The sequence below is a fragment of the Burkholderia sp. BCC1047 genome (assembly GCF_902833155.1).
Taxonomy (GTDB): Bacteria; Pseudomonadota; Gammaproteobacteria; order Burkholderiales; family Burkholderiaceae; genus Burkholderia; species Burkholderia sola.
In genome coordinates, this window is the sequence record NZ_CADFEH010000028.1 from 50,698 (window position 1) to 68,399 (window position 17,702).

At 61.3% G+C, this 17,702-nt stretch carries 14 protein-coding genes; all 14 read right to left on the reverse strand.

The window, feature by feature from the left end; translation table 11 throughout:
- Positions 1-6 precede the first annotated feature (6 nt).
- The 14 genes from HWX55_RS25705 to rfbB all read right to left on the reverse strand — a co-directional run bounded on the left by HWX55_RS25705 (position 7) and on the right by rfbB (position 17,439).
- A complete protein-coding gene (locus tag HWX55_RS25705) occupies positions 7-1,023 on the reverse strand; it encodes a glycosyltransferase family 4 protein (RefSeq protein WP_175977751.1) in 1,017 nt (338 codons plus the stop codon).
- A gap of 5 nt (positions 1,024-1,028) precedes the next feature.
- The gene (locus tag HWX55_RS25710; protein ID WP_175977752.1) at positions 1,029-1,994 is read right to left on the reverse strand and encodes an SDR family oxidoreductase; all 966 of its coding nucleotides are present in this window, start codon (positions 1,992-1,994) and stop codon (positions 1,029-1,031) included.
- A gap of 532 nt (positions 1,995-2,526) precedes the next feature.
- Positions 2,527-3,663 (reverse strand): glycosyltransferase family 4 protein, encoded by a 1,137-nt coding sequence (locus tag HWX55_RS25715; protein WP_244140640.1) that lies wholly within the window; start codon positions 3,661-3,663, stop codon positions 2,527-2,529.
- A gap of 50 nt (positions 3,664-3,713) precedes the next feature.
- Entirely contained in the window at positions 3,714-4,778 is a 1,065-nt protein-coding gene (locus HWX55_RS25720) for a glycosyltransferase family 1 protein (RefSeq protein WP_244140641.1), read from the reverse strand.
- Between the two features lie 202 nt (positions 4,779-4,980).
- Entirely contained in the window at positions 4,981-5,898 is a 918-nt protein-coding gene (locus HWX55_RS25725) for an NAD-dependent epimerase/dehydratase family protein (RefSeq protein ID WP_175977755.1), read from the reverse strand.
- Positions 5,876-6,916, reverse strand: a complete 1,041-nt coding sequence (gmd, locus tag HWX55_RS25730; protein WP_089466816.1) for a GDP-mannose 4,6-dehydratase — start codon at positions 6,914-6,916, stop codon at positions 5,876-5,878. Before gmd ends, HWX55_RS25725 begins: the two co-directional genes overlap by 23 nt.
- A 12-nt stretch (positions 6,917-6,928) precedes the next feature.
- Positions 6,929-10,654, reverse strand: a complete 3,726-nt coding sequence (locus HWX55_RS25735; protein ID WP_175977756.1) for a glycosyltransferase — start codon at positions 10,652-10,654, stop codon at positions 6,929-6,931.
- Positions 10,654-11,982, reverse strand: a complete 1,329-nt coding sequence (locus HWX55_RS25740; RefSeq protein ID WP_175977757.1) for a class I SAM-dependent methyltransferase — start codon at positions 11,980-11,982, stop codon at positions 10,654-10,656. Before HWX55_RS25740 ends, HWX55_RS25735 begins: the two co-directional genes overlap by 1 nt.
- The gene (locus tag HWX55_RS25745; protein ID WP_175977758.1) at positions 11,982-12,374 is read right to left on the reverse strand and encodes a hypothetical protein; all 393 of its coding nucleotides are present in this window, start codon (positions 12,372-12,374) and stop codon (positions 11,982-11,984) included. The genes HWX55_RS25740 and HWX55_RS25745 overlap by 1 nt, the downstream gene beginning before the upstream one ends.
- Positions 12,355-13,800, reverse strand: coding sequence for a mannose-1-phosphate guanylyltransferase/mannose-6-phosphate isomerase (locus HWX55_RS25750; RefSeq protein WP_175977759.1), 1,446 nt, complete (start codon positions 13,798-13,800; stop codon positions 12,355-12,357). Before HWX55_RS25750 ends, HWX55_RS25745 begins: the two co-directional genes overlap by 20 nt.
- 243 nt (positions 13,801-14,043) lie before the next feature.
- Positions 14,044-14,940 carry a dTDP-4-dehydrorhamnose reductase gene (rfbD, locus tag HWX55_RS25755; RefSeq protein ID WP_175977760.1) on the reverse strand — a complete coding sequence of 299 codons (897 nt, stop codon included), beginning with the start codon at positions 14,938-14,940 and terminating at the stop codon, positions 14,044-14,046.
- Positions 14,937-15,488 carry a dTDP-4-dehydrorhamnose 3,5-epimerase gene (gene rfbC, locus HWX55_RS25760; RefSeq protein WP_175977761.1) on the reverse strand — a complete coding sequence of 184 codons (552 nt, stop codon included), beginning with the start codon at positions 15,486-15,488 and terminating at the stop codon, positions 14,937-14,939. Before rfbC ends, rfbD begins: the two co-directional genes overlap by 4 nt.
- The gene (gene rfbA / locus HWX55_RS25765; RefSeq protein ID WP_175977762.1) at positions 15,473-16,366 is read right to left on the reverse strand and encodes a glucose-1-phosphate thymidylyltransferase RfbA; all 894 of its coding nucleotides are present in this window, start codon (positions 16,364-16,366) and stop codon (positions 15,473-15,475) included. Before rfbA ends, rfbC begins: the two co-directional genes overlap by 16 nt.
- Before the next feature lie 11 nt (positions 16,367-16,377).
- On the reverse strand, positions 16,378-17,439 hold the full coding sequence (rfbB, locus tag HWX55_RS25770; protein ID WP_175977763.1) for a dTDP-glucose 4,6-dehydratase: 1,062 nt from the start codon (positions 17,437-17,439) through the stop codon (positions 16,378-16,380).
- Positions 17,440-17,702 lie beyond the last annotated feature (263 nt).

Genomic DNA, 17,702 nt, shown 5'->3' on the forward strand with positions numbered 1-17,702 from the left:
GAAACCTCACGAATTGTTTTCGGCGACCGCCTGAAATCGCCGCCAGCGCATGTCGATCGACGATCCTATGCATGCCAGCACGGCGTACCACGCGAAGAACGACAGCCATTGCTGCCATTCCGGGCGGCCCTTTGCCCACACGGCGACGATTATGCCTGCGAGCATGATGAGGTACCAATAAAGAGCGGTCCGACCGTGACCTACGCCCGATCGGACCATCCTTTGATAATAGTGCTCCCGGTGCGCTTGCCAGAACTTTTCGCCGCGTAACAGACGTCTCAGAAGTGTTACAGATGCGTCAGCAATAAAGGGCGCGAACACTAACACTGGAAACCAGATCGGCCACACGCTCGTACGCCAGCCCCAATAGCCGAGCGCGCCGGCCAGGAAACCGAGCGGGATTGAGCCGGCATCGCCGAGAAACAGCCTCGCCGGATGGAAGTTGAGTAGCAGGAAGCCGAACGCCGCGCCCGCCACCGCCGCGGCGGTCAAGGCGAGATCGGGGGACGGATGCGCGCCGCTCGCTGCCGCGATCGCGTACGCACCAAAGCCGAACAGCGCCATGCCCCCCGCGAGGCCGTCGGCTCCGTCCATGAAGTTGTACAGGTTCGTGAGCCAGACCATCACGAAGCCGACGCCGACGAGCAGCCACCACGGCGCATCGGCCGGATAGACCGCGATCAGCGCGACGACGGCCGCCAGGTGCACCGAGAACCGCACGCGGGCCGGTAGCCCGCGTCGATCGTCGATCTGCGACATCGCGGCAAGCGCAGCGGCGGATACTGCGATCAGCCACAGGTGCGGCGCCAGCACCAGCAGCGCGACGATGCAAACCGGCACGATGCCCCAGCCGCCGACGCGCGGCGTCGGGAGCGTATGGAGCGAACGATCGTTCGGGATGTCGGTGGCGAGGCGCCAAGCGAGGCCGGTCGCGAGCAGCACGCGCAGGATGGCCGTCGATGCGATGGCGGCGGCCAACGCCACCGTAACCGCCAAGGGCCACGTGAATATCGGGAAATGCATGTCGGCTATTGTTGTGTATCGCGCGAACGATACCATGCAGCGGTCGCTTCGAGGCCCTGGCGAGTCGTATAGGGCGGTTGCCAGCCAAGCACGCGCTTGATTCGGCCCGTGTCGAGCTGCAGGCTGCCGGTCAGGCGGTCGATCGCCGCGCTGCGGCCGGTCAGCTTGCCGAGCGCACGTAGCAACGCAGCCGGAACCGGCAAAAGCCGCGCCGGCTTGCCAAGAGCGTCGCCGACCAGACGCAACAGGCCCGTGACGGACGGTGCGTCGTCGTCGGCGACGTGGAAGCATTCGCCGGCCGCGCGCGGGTCCGTCGCGCATTGCAGCATCGCATCGGCGAGATTGTCCACGTAGACGATACTGCGGCGCGCGGAGACAGAACCGAGCGGCAGCGGAATCCCGCGCGCCACCGCGTCCATCATTCGCAGAAAATTGGCACGGACGGACGGGCCGTAGACGAGCGGCGGCCGCACGACGACGACATCGAGCCCGGTCGATGCACCGAACCGCACGAGTTGCTGCTCCGCACGCAGTTTCGAGCGGCCGTATGCGTCCTGTGGGTCGGGGTGAATGCTTTCGGACAACGGCGCGCCGCCGTCGCTTTCGCCCACCGCCTTGATGCTGCTTGCGTACACGATCCGACGCACGCCATGCTTGCGCGCGGCTTCGGCGAGACTCAGCGTGCCCGCGACGTTGGTCGCGTCGAATGCGGCGTCGGGATCGGGCGACTCGTCGCGCATAACGTGCACGCGTGCGGCGAGATGGATCACGCAATCGGCGGTCAGGTCGGCGGGCCAACCTTCGTTGAGGCCATCGAAATCGGCGCCGCCATGCACCCATTCGCGTACGCCGTCGACGCATCCGCCCGGCCGCCGCACCAGTGCGGTGACAGCGTGCCCGGCGTCTAGTGCGCGACGGCAAACCGCGCGGCCGACGAAACCGTTCGCGCCGGTGACAACGAGATGCGTCATGGTCGCCTCCGACTCAGCCGACTGACATTGCTATATAACCGCGTGATGCCAGTGCCGATGACCGCGCACGAAATCGGGGCGACAGACTCCCGCTCTACGACGCCACGCGCTGCATGGCACGCGGGACCGCCTGTGCCCAGCGGGCAGGGGCATACGGGAAGGGGGCCAAAGAAGAACACGGATGGCTCTCGAAAACGAGGAAGATATCGATCGTGGACACCGACATCGATTCGCACCACCGCGCAGGCGGCCGTGGCAGGGCCGATACGAATCGATGCGCGGTCTCTGAATCGGGCATAAAGGCTGCATTGCGTATGTGACCGGGATCGCCCCTTCCCGGACACAGCATCATCAAAGAAGACGGCCGCCGCCGGCATCGGGGTTCAATCGGACGCGTGCCAAATTGTAACCGTCCCGGCTCGCGGCCTCCAAGCCGGGGCGCCTCGAATAGCCGAGGCCGACGGCGCTCGAACCGCCACTTGCAAGCGAGCCGTGCGCGTATGGGCCGCAACAATCGCGGGCACGACAGCGATCAAGCCAGCAACGCGTTCACCTTTTCGACGAGCGGCGCAATCATTCGCTCCCACCCATGCTCACGTTCGACGAAGGTTCGCGCTCGCGCCGTCATCTCTACCGACGCGGCCTCGTCGGCAACGAGCTGTTCGATGCAATCGACAAATTCCTCCGGAGTGTCGGCAATCAACAGTTCCCGACCTCCTTCCGCGCCCAAGCCCTCATGACCCAGCGACGTGGTGACGACGGGTAGCCCGAGCGCCATGTACTCGAGAATCTTGTTCTGCACCCCGGCGCCGATGCGCATGGGACATACGCCGATTGCGCCGTCGGACGCAGCTTGCGCAACCGACTCGACCCGACCGGTTACTTCGACGCCTTCGTATGCACGAAATCGTTCGGCGAGTGCTGGTACGATCGACCCGACGATCCGGAAACGGTAGTCGGCACGCTTGCGCAGCAACGGCAACACGGCCCCGGCGAAAAAGTGACACATATCCTGGTTCTGGACCGTGCGCATGTCTCCGATGAAAATCACGATCCGGCTCGCCATGCTGCGCGTCGTGTACGGCAGGCCCGACAGATCTACGCCGTTCGAGCACACCATCACGTTCTTGCGCGACGCGCCGGGAAACAGGTAGTCGCGATCGGTCCTGGAAACCAGCACCGACAGATCGAAATCGTCGACGATCGCGCGCTCGTATTCGAGCAAGCGCTTTGCCTCGATACCGAACACGCGCGACTTCAGCCCGCGCGCATTCTTCAACTGCTTCACGCGACTGTAGTTGAGCGAGATCGCGTCGGTCATTTCGAGGATGCGCGGCTTGTCCGACTTGCGGACATATTCGGCACAGCGCACGAGATGCACGAATACGCCATCATGCGACGGCAGCAATCTCGCCACCGCCGCCGCAAACGCGTGGCTCCGGTAGTACGCGACCTGCAACGGCGTGCGAGTCGGTAACGCGAGCAGCGTATTGACGTACGACCGCCGGCGCGAAAGAAAGACCCGTTCGACGCTGTCGAACACGCCGTCGTCCGGCAACGCGGCATGCATTTCTTCGTCGGTCTCGCACATGCTCAGCAGCGTCAGTGAGTAATGGCGGGACAGCACGCGACAAAGATGGTAGATCCGCAGCTTGTCGCCGCCGATCACCGGATACGGAAACCGCGGCGTCAGCACCAGCAGTTTCTTCTTGTTCTGGCTCATGACAGACGGGCCCAGAAATCCTGAATCGATGGACGAACGGCAGACACCGAAAAGGTGCGCGCTCGGTCCATGCCGGCACCGACTGCCACGTCGAATCGCGTGCTATCGCTCCATACGTTGCGGATCTGTTCGGCCATGTTCTCGACCGAATAAGGATCGAACTGCAGGCCGCACTCGCCGACGATCTCGGGCATCGACGTCGTGTTGCTGCATGCGACGGGCGTACCGGACGCCATCGCCTCCAGCAATGGAATCCCGAACCCTTCGAACAACGACGCAAAGATGAATGCGCGGGCGTGGCGATACTGTTGCCGCAGATCCTCTCGTGACACATAGCCCAGCAGTTCGACGACACCCTCCAGGCCGAGCGCATTCGCTCGCCCGAGAAAGTGCGCGTGATGGTCGGATTTGATTCCCGCGATCCTGAGCCGTGCGTCATCGCCCAGCGCGGGCCTCGCCATCGCGAAAGCCTGCAGCAAACGGTCAACGTTCTTGCTGGGCACTTCCCCCGCCACCGTGAACAGATACGGTTGGCGGGCAGACCGACTGACCGGCGGCGCGAACCAGTCGTCCGAAATCGTGCACGGAATGACAGGAACGTCCGCCTCGCGCAACCCGAACCGCTCCATCAACTCTCGCTGCGTGAAGCGTGAGATGGTGAGCACGGCGTCGGCCCGGCGGACGAGCCGCGGCACCACTTGACGACGGTAGACTCGCCCAACAGTCTGATACAGCGATCGCGCCGGCGGCAGCACATGCCACGGCTTCATGTAGATCAGGTCATGGACAACCGCGATCACCCGCGTGTTGCCGGTGGACCGCAGCGGCCCCGTGTTATACGGGCATAGCAGATAGTCGAGCTTTTGCTCGCGGCACAAGCGCGGCAACTCGACCTGTTCCCACCACGGGAAGAAACCGTGTCCGTCACTGACAAACGGCCATTCCTCGGCACTCACGCCACTCGGGGCCAGACCCAGCACCGACGCGCTGACCGGTTCCACCAGTTGTCGGGCGAATCGCCCCATGCCGCGGTAATTGCCCACCATCCAGGTGATATCCACCCCTAACTTCACGTGCTGCTCCTCATCCGAGCCGACTCATAAGCGGCGCGAACGCGGCCACCGAACGCAGAGAATCGCACAAGCCGGCCGAACGACGCCGATACCTCGTCGTACCGTACACGTTGAACAAACCGCCGACACGCGCCCGGCAAGACGACGTAGGAACCACGCGAGACCGACGCGACCATACCGAAACCAACTCTCACCCACGCTCCGCTTCGAACATCCAGCGCAACGTACTCTCCAGCGGAATGTCGCCGAGGGGCCCGATGGCGGCCTGCAATCGCGCACCATCTCCCTGCAGTCGGCGCACCTCGTTCGCCCGTACGAATGCGGGATTGACCTGGACGTCGATCGTATAACCGGCGATCTGCTCCATCATCGCGATCACCGCCTTCAGCGACACCGCGCGGCCCGAACAAACGTTGAACACGCCACCAGCCGGTGCCTGTTCCAGAAGGCGCCGATAGGCTTCCACCACGCGCCTCACGTCGGAAAAATCTCGCTCGACATCGATATTGCCGAGTTCGATCACACGCTCGCCGCGCTGGAAATGGCCGACTATCTTCGGCAGCAGAAACTGCGGCGACTGCCCGACACCCGTGTAGTTGAACGGACGCGCAACGACGATCGGCAGTTTGTCTCGCCACAGGCGCGCCAAGTACTCCATCGCCAGTTTGCTAACCGCGTAATCGTTCGCGGGATTCGGCTCGACCGATTCGTCGATGATCTCGACCGCCGCATTGCCATAGATATTGGCGCTGCTCGCCAGCAAAATTGCTCGCGGACGATTCGCCAGATTCGCGAGCGCTTCCAGCAGGTTCCGCGAGCCGACCACATTGGTGCGATAGATTGCGTCCGCATCACCGTGCGCGACGAACGAGACCGCGGCGAGATGCGCGACCACGTCCGGCTGCACGTCCGCGACGACCTTTGCCAGCGCCGCCCGGTCGCACAGATCGACCCGATACATGCCGGCTCCGGTCGCCTCGGAACCGTGTGTCGTGCCGAACACGCGATAGCCGGCGGCCTGCAGCGACTTCGCGAGATAGTCGCCGGTAAAGCCGCCGAGCCCTGTCACCAGGGCACGCGGGGCATCAGAACGAGAAGCCGCGTTCATTTCGGCGCAGATCCGCTTCTACCATCATCGCGCACAGCTGCTCGAGCGTCGTCTCCGGTTCCCAGCCGAGCTTCTGCTTGGCCTTCTCCGGATTGCCGATCAGCAGATCGACTTCGGCCGGTCGATGGAACTTCGGATTGACGCGGACCACCGTCTTGCCGGTAGCGACATCGACCGCGATTTCCTGCTCGTCGCTGCCCTTGAACTCGAGATCGATGCCGGCCGCCTTGAACGCCATGCTCACGAAATCACGCACGGTCTCGGTACGGTTCGTGGCCAACACGTACGTATCCGGCTCGTCGGCCTGCAGCATGCGCCACATACCTTCGACATACTCCTTCGCGAAACCCCAGTCACGCTTCGCATCCATGTTGCCCAGTTCGAGTACGTCGAGCTGGCCGAGCTTGATCTTGGCGACGGAGTCCGTAATCTTGCGCGTAACGAATTCGCGGCCGCGCAACGGCGATTCGTGGTTGAACAGGATCCCGCTGCAACCGAAGATGTCATAGCTCTCGCGATAGTTCACCGTGATCCAGTGCGCATACAGCTTGGCCACGCCATACGGGCTGCGCGGATAGAACGGTGTCGATTCGATCTGCGGGATCGCCTGCACCTTGCCGAACATTTCCGACGTACTTGCCTGATAGAAGCGGATCTTCGGATTGACGATGCGGATCGCCTCGAGCAGGTTCAGCGGGCCGATGCCGGTGATCTCGGCAGTTGTGACCGGCTGGTCGAAGGACACGCCGACGAAGCTCTGCGCCGCCAGGTTGTAAACCTCCGTCGCGCCGGTCGTCTGCAGCAGGCGGATGCTCGCCGACAAATCGGTCAGATCGTATTCGACCAGATGCAGGTTCGGGTGTTTGCCAATGCCCAGTTCTTCGATGCGCCAGAAATTCACCGAGCTGGTGCGACGATAGGTACCATAAACCGTGTAGCCCTTGTCGAGCAGCAACTGGGCCAGATAAGCGCCGTCTTGTCCGGTGATGCCGGTGATGATGGAAATTTTGTTAGACATAATCGTCCTACTTTAAGAATACGCTTCAGTGCGCGTGAGAATTTTTGCCAAATGGCGAGCACTCTGCGCCCAAGTCAAGAACGGCATGTCGCGAGACGAAGGCTCTTGCTGCTTCGCTCGAAGCTCGAGCCATGCCTTGATCTCGGTCGCCAGATCATGCCCGTCTTGTGCGGAAAAATAAAATGCATGCTTGCCCGCCACTTCACGAAACACCGACAGATCGCGCGCAATGATCGCCAGTCCGTGCTGCGCGGCTTCAATCAGCGGCAAACCAAAGCCTTCACCATAAGACGCCGCGATCAGACACGAACTCGCCCCGTAGATTTTCTCCAGATAATCGTCAGAGGCGTTTTCCAGCCAGAACAAATGGCGTCCCTGTTCCGTATGCGCTCGCAACCGCCCGACCAGATCCTCGACCATCCACCCCTGCCGCCCCACGATAACCAGGTTGACATGCTGATTCTCGCGCCACAGCCGGTCGAACGCCTCCAGGACCTGAGCATGTCCCTTGCGAGGTTCCAGGGTCCCGACCATCAGAAACGTCGGGCAATTACGCAGTTGTTGAAGTACCTTGCCTCCGTCGCGGGGGATTTCCGAAGTCGTCGCGGAACTTTCGATATCCGCACCCAAATGGAACCAGTCGATCTCGAACGAGCGTGCCCGCTCGGGAGCGTGCGTCGCGATCCATGACGACAGATCCTTGGCCACCGCCTGCGAAATGCACAATGCTCCGTCATTCTCCGCCACGACGTCCAGCCAGCCCGTAAAACCCTCGGCGGCGCCAGGAACAAAGTACTGAGGGAGCAGCACGCACAACAAATCGTAGACGACAAACTTGACCTGCACTCCCTGCAATCGCAAATTTCGATAAAACGCCCGCTGCGCAGGGACGACCCGGGGTTGCAGATCCAGACCGACAAACACGTCTCCTGCCGCATAGTCGATCGGCTCGTCCTGCAGCCAGCCATCGTCGAACCCCATCAACCTCATCGTGAAATCACGCGCATAGCGATAGGAATCCTTGGTCGTGGCATATACCGGTTCCACCCGAAAGCCGTCGGGCGGGGACTCCAGCCATTCCTTCAGCAGATTGCGCACCACACGCTGGATCCCGCTCCTGGCATCCACCTGCACGAGCTCGGAGATATCTACCAGCAATTGCCGCTTGTTGTTGCGCGGAACGAAACTCTTCGCCACGCTCAGCGCCCATGTGCGCAACTCGTCGTCGCTTGCGCGGCCCGCTCGACGCGCGATTGCGCGAGACAATACGATCGGATTCGCGTCGGCCCGGAGATAGAATCGCTCGATGGCATCGCGATACTGCTCGGCACAGACGTCGGGTGCATGAGCGCTCACGATGATGTCCCGTGCGCGCGCGCCCATTCGTTGTCGGCGCGCCGGATCCGAACGCAACGTCTCCAGTGCGTCGATCAGTTGCTCGTCGGAGAACTCGTCCGGCAACATCCACACGGCCTCGGGATCCAGGTCCGCCATGCTTCCGTTTGCATTGACGATCGTTGCCTTGCCGTAATTCATGCAGTCCAGCACGGTTCCCGACGTCTCGCCACGCGACAGCGTCCGCAACTGGACGCCAACATCGACCGCCGCCAGATACTGCCGGAACATCTGCGCATCGGCCCATCCGGTAATCCGGATTCTGCCCTTCTGGCCTGTTTGCCGGATGCTGCGCGCGAGTTCCTCGCCATATTCGGTCGGCTGATTCTCCCCGACAAAGACCAGATGACAAGCCGGATCCCGCGCGAGGGACGATCGACTCCATGCGCGAAGCAACCGATGATTCAGCTTGGACGGCCCCAGCCCGCCGAACGCGCACACCAGGAAGTCGTTCCTGCCGATTCCCAGCGCATCGCGCGCATCGTCGCTGCCCGATACGGTAGTCGCATCGCGCATATGCGGAATCACGGTCCAGTCGGTCACGTCCCCGCCGTACCAGTGGCGCGCCAATCGCAGCGAATTGGGGGAGTGAACAATCAGGCCCAAGCCCTTCTGAATCACGCCCAGGCTGCACGGATACTCCCAGACGGCCTCCGCGATGTCCGCTTTCAGATGCCGCGCCCTCAGACCCACATACCCGTGTGCGTCATACAGCGCCTTGGACCAGCAGTCGGAACGATTTCCGTGAATGGCCATGTGCGCGAGAATGCCCGACAGAAAGAAATCGTGCAGCACGACCACACCCGGTACGGTTTCCAGCAGCGGGAACATGTACTCGTGGAACGACGAGTTTCCGAAATGATAGAGAACACGATCGTAGGAATCCGCATGCTTGCGCAGCCACGCTGGTGTTTTCACCGAAATGTGCGCAAACTGGCCGGACGGAATTTCTCCCGCTTTATCCGTGTCGACGATGACATCGATATCGTAAAAGCGAGCCAGCTCCGGCAGCAATTCCGCGCTGTAGTCGGCAATCCCCGTGCGGGCCGGCGGCAACGGCGACACGTAAGCCAGCCTGGGACGTTGCGCCTGAACCTCCGGCTCGTGCGGTTCGGTCAGCCACGCCTCGCGCCTCCGCTCCATTGCATCGAGCGCGCAACGCCCGCTGCGATCCCACGAGAACTTCGCGGCCTGGCGCTTTCCCTGTTCGATCAGGGCCTGACGATAGTCCTCGTCCGTCAGACCGCGCTGCATGTGTTGCGCAATCGCTTCGTCGGATCGGGGATCGAACAGCGCATCCTCCCAACCAATCACTTCCGGAACACTCGACGTATTCGCGCCGATCACGGGCGCGCCACAGCGCATCGCCTCCAGCACCGGCAAACCGAAGCCCTCGTGCCATGAAGGAAAGACGAACAAACGGCACAAATTGTAAAGCGACAGCAGATCCTCGTCGGGCACGAACCCCGTGCATACGACATCGGCCGCGTCCAGTCCGACTTGCCGGGCCAGACGCGTCAGCGCGTCACGGCTGGCCGGCTGAATCGAGCAAACGATCGCCAACTGGTGCGACTTCCGCAACGCGGGTGGCAACAACGCGAATGCGCGAATCATGCCCTCGACGTTCTTGCGATGGTCGATACCGCCCGTATACAACACAAACGGCTTCGTCAGCCCGTACTTGCTCCGCAGTGCCGCTTCACGCTCGGCAGCAATCTGCTCCGGACGAAACCACGCATCGACGTCGGCGGACATGTTGACCGACCACTCGGCCGAAAGGCCGAGATGCTCGATCCCCTCCGAGCGCGACGATTCGGATATGGCGAGCCACAAATCTGCGCGTCGAAGATGTTCGATTTTCCCTAGGTACCAATCCTTGAATAGAGGATTCTCCAGATAAGGCTTGGCATAGAGGTATGGAATCAGGTCGTACAGCGTGACCGCGACCGGAACGCTGGTCTGAAGCGCATGAATGCTGGTAATCGAATCGTCGCCGAAGCCTTCGAAGTGGCTGGCGATATAAATGAGATCCGGCTGCAGGCTCGTCAGAAACGCTTCATAGGTCAATTCGCTTGACTGGCGGCGCCAACGATTTGCTTTATCTGCATGGGCGACGGGCGCCGCCGCATACCAGACGTGAATGTCACGCTTCGGAAGTAATGCTTCAAACTGCTCGCGCAGAATCCGAGCGGACTCCTCGAACGCGCCATTCAGGGCAAGTACGATTTCATGGTCACCGCGGTTCCGAATCATCGCCTTGACGATGGACTCCGTGTAACGGCCCACGCCGCGATTACGCGAATTGAGGCTCTGCGCCCCTTGCATGTCAACAACAATACGCATTATTCAATATCCCCAGTTTCGGGCGCGAGGGCTGACTTCAAAGCCATGTACGCTTCGCGCGCGCGGGGCGTCAAACCATCATCGTCGATCGGTTTCCTCTGCACCGACTGCGTAGGAGCCCCAACGACAATCCGAACGAGTCGCTGCTTCACTCCGGGCATCGCGCCCAACACTCGCACGGCCAATCGTCGCAGACGGGGATTGCGATTGACGTACGCGACGCTCCTGAACAGCACGCGCCTCATGCCGGATTTGCACGCCCCTTTCGCGCTACGGGCATACGTTACGGCACTTCGCATGGGTGCGGTAACACGCCATGACGTGCTGCCATAAACTGCCTGCAATTGCCCGGCAGTGTGCTGCGCCTCGTCATGGACCCGCTCCAGATCGCCGCTCACTTGATCCAGGTCGTCCCGGACCCGCCCCAAATCGCCCCGAATTCGCTCCAATTCATCGACGACTTGCGTCAGCTCGCTGCGAGTGCGAGTCAATTCGTCATGGACCAGGCCCAGTTCGCCGTGAAGTCGCGCCACTTCGTCTTGCGTTCGTTGGGTCTGTTCGGCGACGGCTTTATGCTCCCGGGCCCCTCCCTCCTCGAAACGGGCGGCAAGCTCGGCCAAGGACAGTCCGTAGTCGGCATCGAAGGCTTCGTCAAACAATCGAGCCTCTTTTTCACTGCAGGATTTCTGGGAAACAATGGCGTAATCCGGACTTACACCGCCCAGCACATCAAGAAGACGAACCCGCACGCTCCGATCCTGCAACAAAGGGGGTTCTTGCAATCGAAGCCGCTTGACTCTGGCAAATCCCGCATGCTCGCCAACGAAACTTAGCAGTTCAGAAGGAATCGGTTGTTTGTGGCTGGGGTCCAGATAGAAGTTGCAGCCTGCAACGACGATATTTTCCGGGTTCGGTGTTTCGAGAATCAACAGCCCGCCAGGCTTCAGCACGCGCAAAGCTTCGCTCACGATTCTTCGAACTTGCTCAAAGGGCACATGCTCGACAACGTGAAAAGCCGAAATAAGGGCGTGATTATCCGAATCGAGCGCGGCAAGGTACTCGATAGCATCACCCTGAAATACCGGCAGATCACGCCTCCGACACGCTTCCAGCATATCGGCATCGAGGTCCACGCCTACCGGGGTGAACCCTGCTTCGACCATCAACTCCAACCATTCACCGCGGCCGCAACCCAGATCGAGTGTCTTCCCACCCGGATGAAGCGTCGCCAGAGGCGCAATAAACGGCTGGTACTTCGCCAGTCGACTTTTGATCAGCTCCCTTGAGCCGCGATGCTGATCTTCGAACGCACGATAAAAGCTATCCACTACGGCAAACTCCTCACCGTCGCCTGCAGCCACGCCACACCGACGAATCTATCCATCACCGGCAAGCGGAGCCGGGGGACCCTCAGCTGCTTGACCAGGTTGACGCTATCGATGAACGCATTCCGGGAGCGGCTGACGATTTCCACGAACATGTTGCACGGCAACATGCGTGCATACAGGTGGATGCTGTACGCGAAGCCGTTGTCGGCAACAGGCAGCCAGACATCCGTGCCCGCCGAGACGATCATCGTGCGGCGAAGATGGCCCAGGCCGCGTCCGGCAAGGAATTCCAGTGCCCGGGCCGAAATTCCGGCTTGACGCTTCCCACAACAAAGCCCTGACGGATTCGAAGGACTGCCAGCCTGCCCGACGTTAAGCACGCCCGTACACATCTTCGAAGCGAACGATGTCGTCTTCTCCCAGATATTCGCCGCTTTGCACCTCGATCATCACGAGGTCCAGCACGCCGGGGTTCTCGAGGCGGTGCTTGTGACCGGCAGGAATATAGGTCGATTCATTGGTGCGAACGAAGATTTCCCGATCGCCGTTGACCACCTTGGCCATCCCGCATACGACGATCCAGTGCTCGCTGCGATGATGGTGCATCTGCAGACTGAGGCTCGCGCCCGGCTTGACTTCGATGCGTTTGATCTTGAAGCGCGGCCCCTCCTCCAGCACCGTGTAGGTACCCCACGGGCGGCTCACGGTGCGGTGCAGCTTGTACGCATCGTGATTCTGCTTTTTCAGGCGGGCGACAACCTGCTTCACGTCCTGCGCGCGATCGGGACTCGCGACCAGCAATGCGTCCGGCGTATCGATGATCATCAGATCAGCGACACCAACCGCCGCCACGACACGATCCTGGCTCTGCACGTAGGTGTTCCGGCTATCGACGAAGATCGCTTCGCCAACGGCCCGGTTGCTGTCCTGATCCGGCACGGTCAGGTCGCGCACAGCGCCCCACGAGCCGATATCGCTCCAGCCGAAACTGGACGGCACCACCACAACCTTCGACGAACGCTCCATCACCGCATAATCGATCGAGATGTCGGGCATCTTCTGGAATGACTCGGCAGGAATCTCGAGCATCTGCGCGGAGTCCTTGTCCGATTGCAGCGAGGCCCAACATGCGTCGGCGGCCGTCGCGACGTCCGGGGCATGACGCGCCATCTCGTCGAGAATGACGCCGGCCTTGAAGCAGAACATGCCCGAATTCCACAGATAGTTGCCTGCTGCAAGATATTCGGCGGCCTTCACCGCGTCGGGCTTCTCGACGAAGCGCAGCGCAGCGCGGCCACCCCCGACTCTTTCCCCGGCCTCGATGTAGCCGAAGCCAGTATCCGGACTCGTCGGCACGATGCCGAACGTGACCAGCTTGTCCTGCTTCGCCAGCTCGACGGCGCTCGCGACGGCGGCCGAGAAACCTTGCTGGTCTTGCACCAGGTGATCGGCTGCGAGCACCAGCATCAACGCATCGCGCCCGTACTTGCCAGCCACGTGGTGTGCCGCCATCGCCACCGCAGGCGCAGTGTTGCGACCGGCCGGCTCGAGCATGAATACACCGGACTGCTGATTGCCGAGCGCGGCATAACCGAACTCATCCTTGCTCATGAAGTAGTAGTCGCGGTTCGTGACCGTCAACAGTTCTCCACGCTGCGATTCCGCGTTGTCGCCAATCACCGCTGCTGCACGACGGTAGGTTTTCACGAGCAAGCTCTCGCCGTCGGCAAGCTTCATGAACGGCTTGGGATGCCCTTCGCGGGAAACTGGCCAAAGTCGGGTGCCAGCACCACCGGACAGGATGACGGGGATTAACATCGCATTTACTCCAGAAATTTAGTATCCGTTGGCAAGGTCAAGGCCTTCGCCATTTGCATCAATACACCACCGGCATCGGTGTCGGTCGGGTCGCATCGGACCGGGCCGAAAGAAGAATTATAGCCGGCGAACCACCTTCCCCGGAAACGGTCGAGGCGCCCGGAACAACCGCCGGGGAAGGCCGGGACATTCGCGCAAGCGCCCGCAACACGTCTCGCCCGGCGCGGACGGCGCCGCGACCCGTCATTCGCTCAAGCACAGTTGCAATGCATCGCGCCAATCCGGCATCTGCAAGCCGAATGCTGCCGTCAGCTTCCCCAGTGCCATTCGCGAGTTGGCCGGCCGCCTTGCAGCCGTCGGATAGTCGTCCGAGGAAATCGGCACCACGCTCGGCGCACGCGAAGCCATCGCGATACCCAATATCGCTTCGGCAAAGCCGCACCAGGAGGTCGCCCCGGCAGACGTAAAGTGATAGATGCCGGACCGGCGCGCCCACCAGTCGGCGTCAACCGATGCAGCGCCCTGGGCGACGATGTGCGATGTCGCGGCGGCGATAGTCCTGGCCCAGGTCGGCGCGCCGATCTGATCCGCGACGACCCGCAACTCGGAGCGCTCGGCACCCAGCCGCAGCATCGTCAGCAGGAAGTTGCTGCCGCGCCGGCCATATACCCAACTCGTTCGCAAGATCAAATGCGCACATCCGGTCGCGGCGATCGCGTGTTCGCCCTCGAGCTTCGTCGCTCCGTATGCATTCAGCGGATTCGTTGCATCGGTTTCTACATATGCTCCTGCTTTTGCACCGTCGAACACATAATCGGTCGAGTAGTGAATCAGTGCGCCGCCGCTACGCGCCGCCTCCTCAGCAAATACGCGCGGCACGTCGACATTCAGGCGTCGCGCCAGCTCGAGTTCGTTCTCTGCCTTGTCCACCGCCGTATAAGCGGCCGGATTCACGATCAGGGACGGCTTCAGATCTCTTACGAAAGCGCGCACGCGATCGAGATCGGAAAGATCGAGCATTGACCGGTCACACGGCACCACTCGGCCGAGCCCCTGCAGCGCCCGCAACAATTCGAAACCGATCTGGCCGGTTACCCCGGTCACGAGAATCGTCGACTGCTGCCTCGTATCCTGTTTCAAACGTAGACCTCGGCTTCGCTAAGTCGCGCGCCTGCGGCATCCTTGGCCGCCAGCAACGGTTCTACATCGACCGGCCATTCGATCCCGATCTCCGGATCGTTCCACACGATACAGCGCTCGTGCTCCGGGTACCAATAATCGGTCGTCTTGTACAGGAATTGCGCTGCGTCGGACAGCACGACGAAGCCGTGCGCAAAACCGGGCGGAATCCATACCTGCCGATGATTCTCGGCCGACAGCACGACGCCGACCCACTTGCCGAAATTCGGTGAGTGCTTGCGGATGTCGACCGCGACGTCGAATACCTCACCCTCCACGACGCGCACAAGCTTTCCCTGCGCGTGCCGAATCTGGTAGTGGAGGCCGCGCAGCACCCCTTTTGTCGAGCGTGAATGATTGTCCTGAAGGAATTCGACGCCCGCCGCCACGTGCTCCGCAAAGTCGCGCGCGTTGAAGCTTTCATAGAAATGGCCACGCGCATCGCCGAACACCCTCGGCTCGATGATCTTGATTTCCGGCAGCGCCGTTGCCGTTACTTGAATTGCCATGCAACCTGATCCAAAAGAACGTGTTCGAGATAACGCCCGTAGCCGTTCTTCGCCAGCGGCACGGCAAGCTTGCGCAACTGATCCGCGTCGATCCACTGTCTGCGATAGGCGATCTCTTCAGGACAGGCAACAACGAGCCCCTGACGCTTCTGCAACGTCGCGATGAACGTCGCCGCATCGATCAACGAATCGTGCGTGCCGGTATCGAGCCATGCATAGCCGCGCCCCATGATCTCGACGTCGAGCTTGCCGTCAGCGAGATAGCGCGAGTTCACTTCAGTGATCTCGAGTTCGCCACGCGCGGATGGCCTGATATCCGCGGCGATGTCGCACACCTGATTGTCGTAGAAGTACAAGCCCGTCACCGCATAATTCGAGCGCGGCACGGCCGGCTTTTCCTCGATCGACAGCGCGTGGAATTGCTTGTCGAATTCGACGACGCCGTAGCGCTCGGGATCCTGCACGTGATACGCGAACACAGTCGCGCCCGACTCCTTCGCGTCCGCATGCTCCAGCTTTTTCGCCAGATCGTGCCCGTAGAAGATGTTGTCACCGAGAATCAGCGCCGACGGATCGTTGCCGACAAATTCCCTGCCGATGATGAACGCCTGCGCGAGCCCGTCCGGTGACGGCTGCACCGCGTAGCGGATATTCATCCCCCACTGGCTACCATCGCCAAGCATCGCCTCGAAGCGCGGCGTGTCCTGCGGTGTCGAAATGATGAGTACGTCGCGGATCCCGGCCACCATCAGCGTGGACAGCGGATAGTAGATCATCGGTTTGTCGTAGACCGGCAGGAGCTGCTTCGATACGACATGCGTGATCGGATACAGTCGCGTGCCGGAACCGCCCGCGAGAATGATGCCTTTACGTGCCATCGACCATGTCCTCAAGTGCGTTGCGCGTAATTCGTCTCGACCCACTTTCGATATTCGCCCGACACGACGTCGCCAACCCAAGCCTGATTGTCGAGATACCAGCGGACGGTCTTCGCCAGGCCCGTTTCGAACGTCTCCACCGGCTTCCACCCCAGTTCTCGTTCAAGCTTGTGCGCGTCGATTGCATAGCGGCGATCGTGGCCCGGACGATCCGTCACATAGGTGATCTGGTCACGATAGGAGCCAGTGGCCTTCGGACACGCGCTGTCGAGCAGGTCGCACAGCGTATGCACGACGTCGAGATTCTTCTTCTCGTTCCAGCCACCGACGTTGTACGTCTCGCCCGGTACGCCGCGCGCAAGTATCTCGCGGATAGCGCTGCAATGATCGCCGACGTACAGCCAGTCGCGCACGTTCTGGCCGTCACCGTAGATCGGCAGCGGCTTGCCCGCAAGCGCGTTCGCAATCATCAGCGGAATCAGCTTCTCGGGAAACTGATATGGGCCATAGTTGTTCGAGCAGTTCGTCGTCAGCGTCGGGAGGCCGTACGTGTGGTAATAGGCACGCACAAGGTGATCGGAGCCGGCCTTTGTCGCCGAGTACGGGCTGTTCGGCGCGTATGGCGTCGTTTCAGAAAATTGCGGATCGGTCGGCGATAGCGAGCCGAACACCTCGTCGGTCGACACGTGCAGGAAGCGAAATCCGCCCTTGTCGGCATCACTCAGCCCGCTCCAGTGAGCGCGTGCCGCGTCGAGCAGCGTAAACGTGCCGACGACATTGGTCTGCACGAAATCGGCGGGACCATGGATCGAACGATCAACGTGGCTTTCGGCGGCGAAGTGCACGACGGCACGCGGCTTGTGTTCGGCAAACAGTGCGTCGAGCGCAGCGCGATCGCAAATATCGACACGCGCAAACACGTGCTTCGGATTATCAATCAGCGACCGCAGCGTGCGTAGATTGCCCGCATAGGTCAGCTTGTCGACATTGAGCACGGGTTCGTCGTTGCGGTGTAGCCAGTCGAGAACGAAGTTGGCACCGATAAAACCCGCTCCGCCCGTCACCAGGATCATGAGACTTCCTCTAGAAATGTGCGGCACGCCCGGTCAGGGCGCTCGGCGCATGACATATCGCAGATGGCAACGCCAAAGCCACGTCAGGCCTGGATTTTAACCGGTCACCATGGTCACCAATGTCACGAAGTGCTAATTTTTGCGACAAGAAGGTAATTACAGGAAATCGCATGAAGCAAGAGTCATGCCCGCAACAAATTGATACAATACCCCCGATCGCCGGAGAAATCCTCCGGTTGAAGTAGTATCTAGGTCGCCCGCGA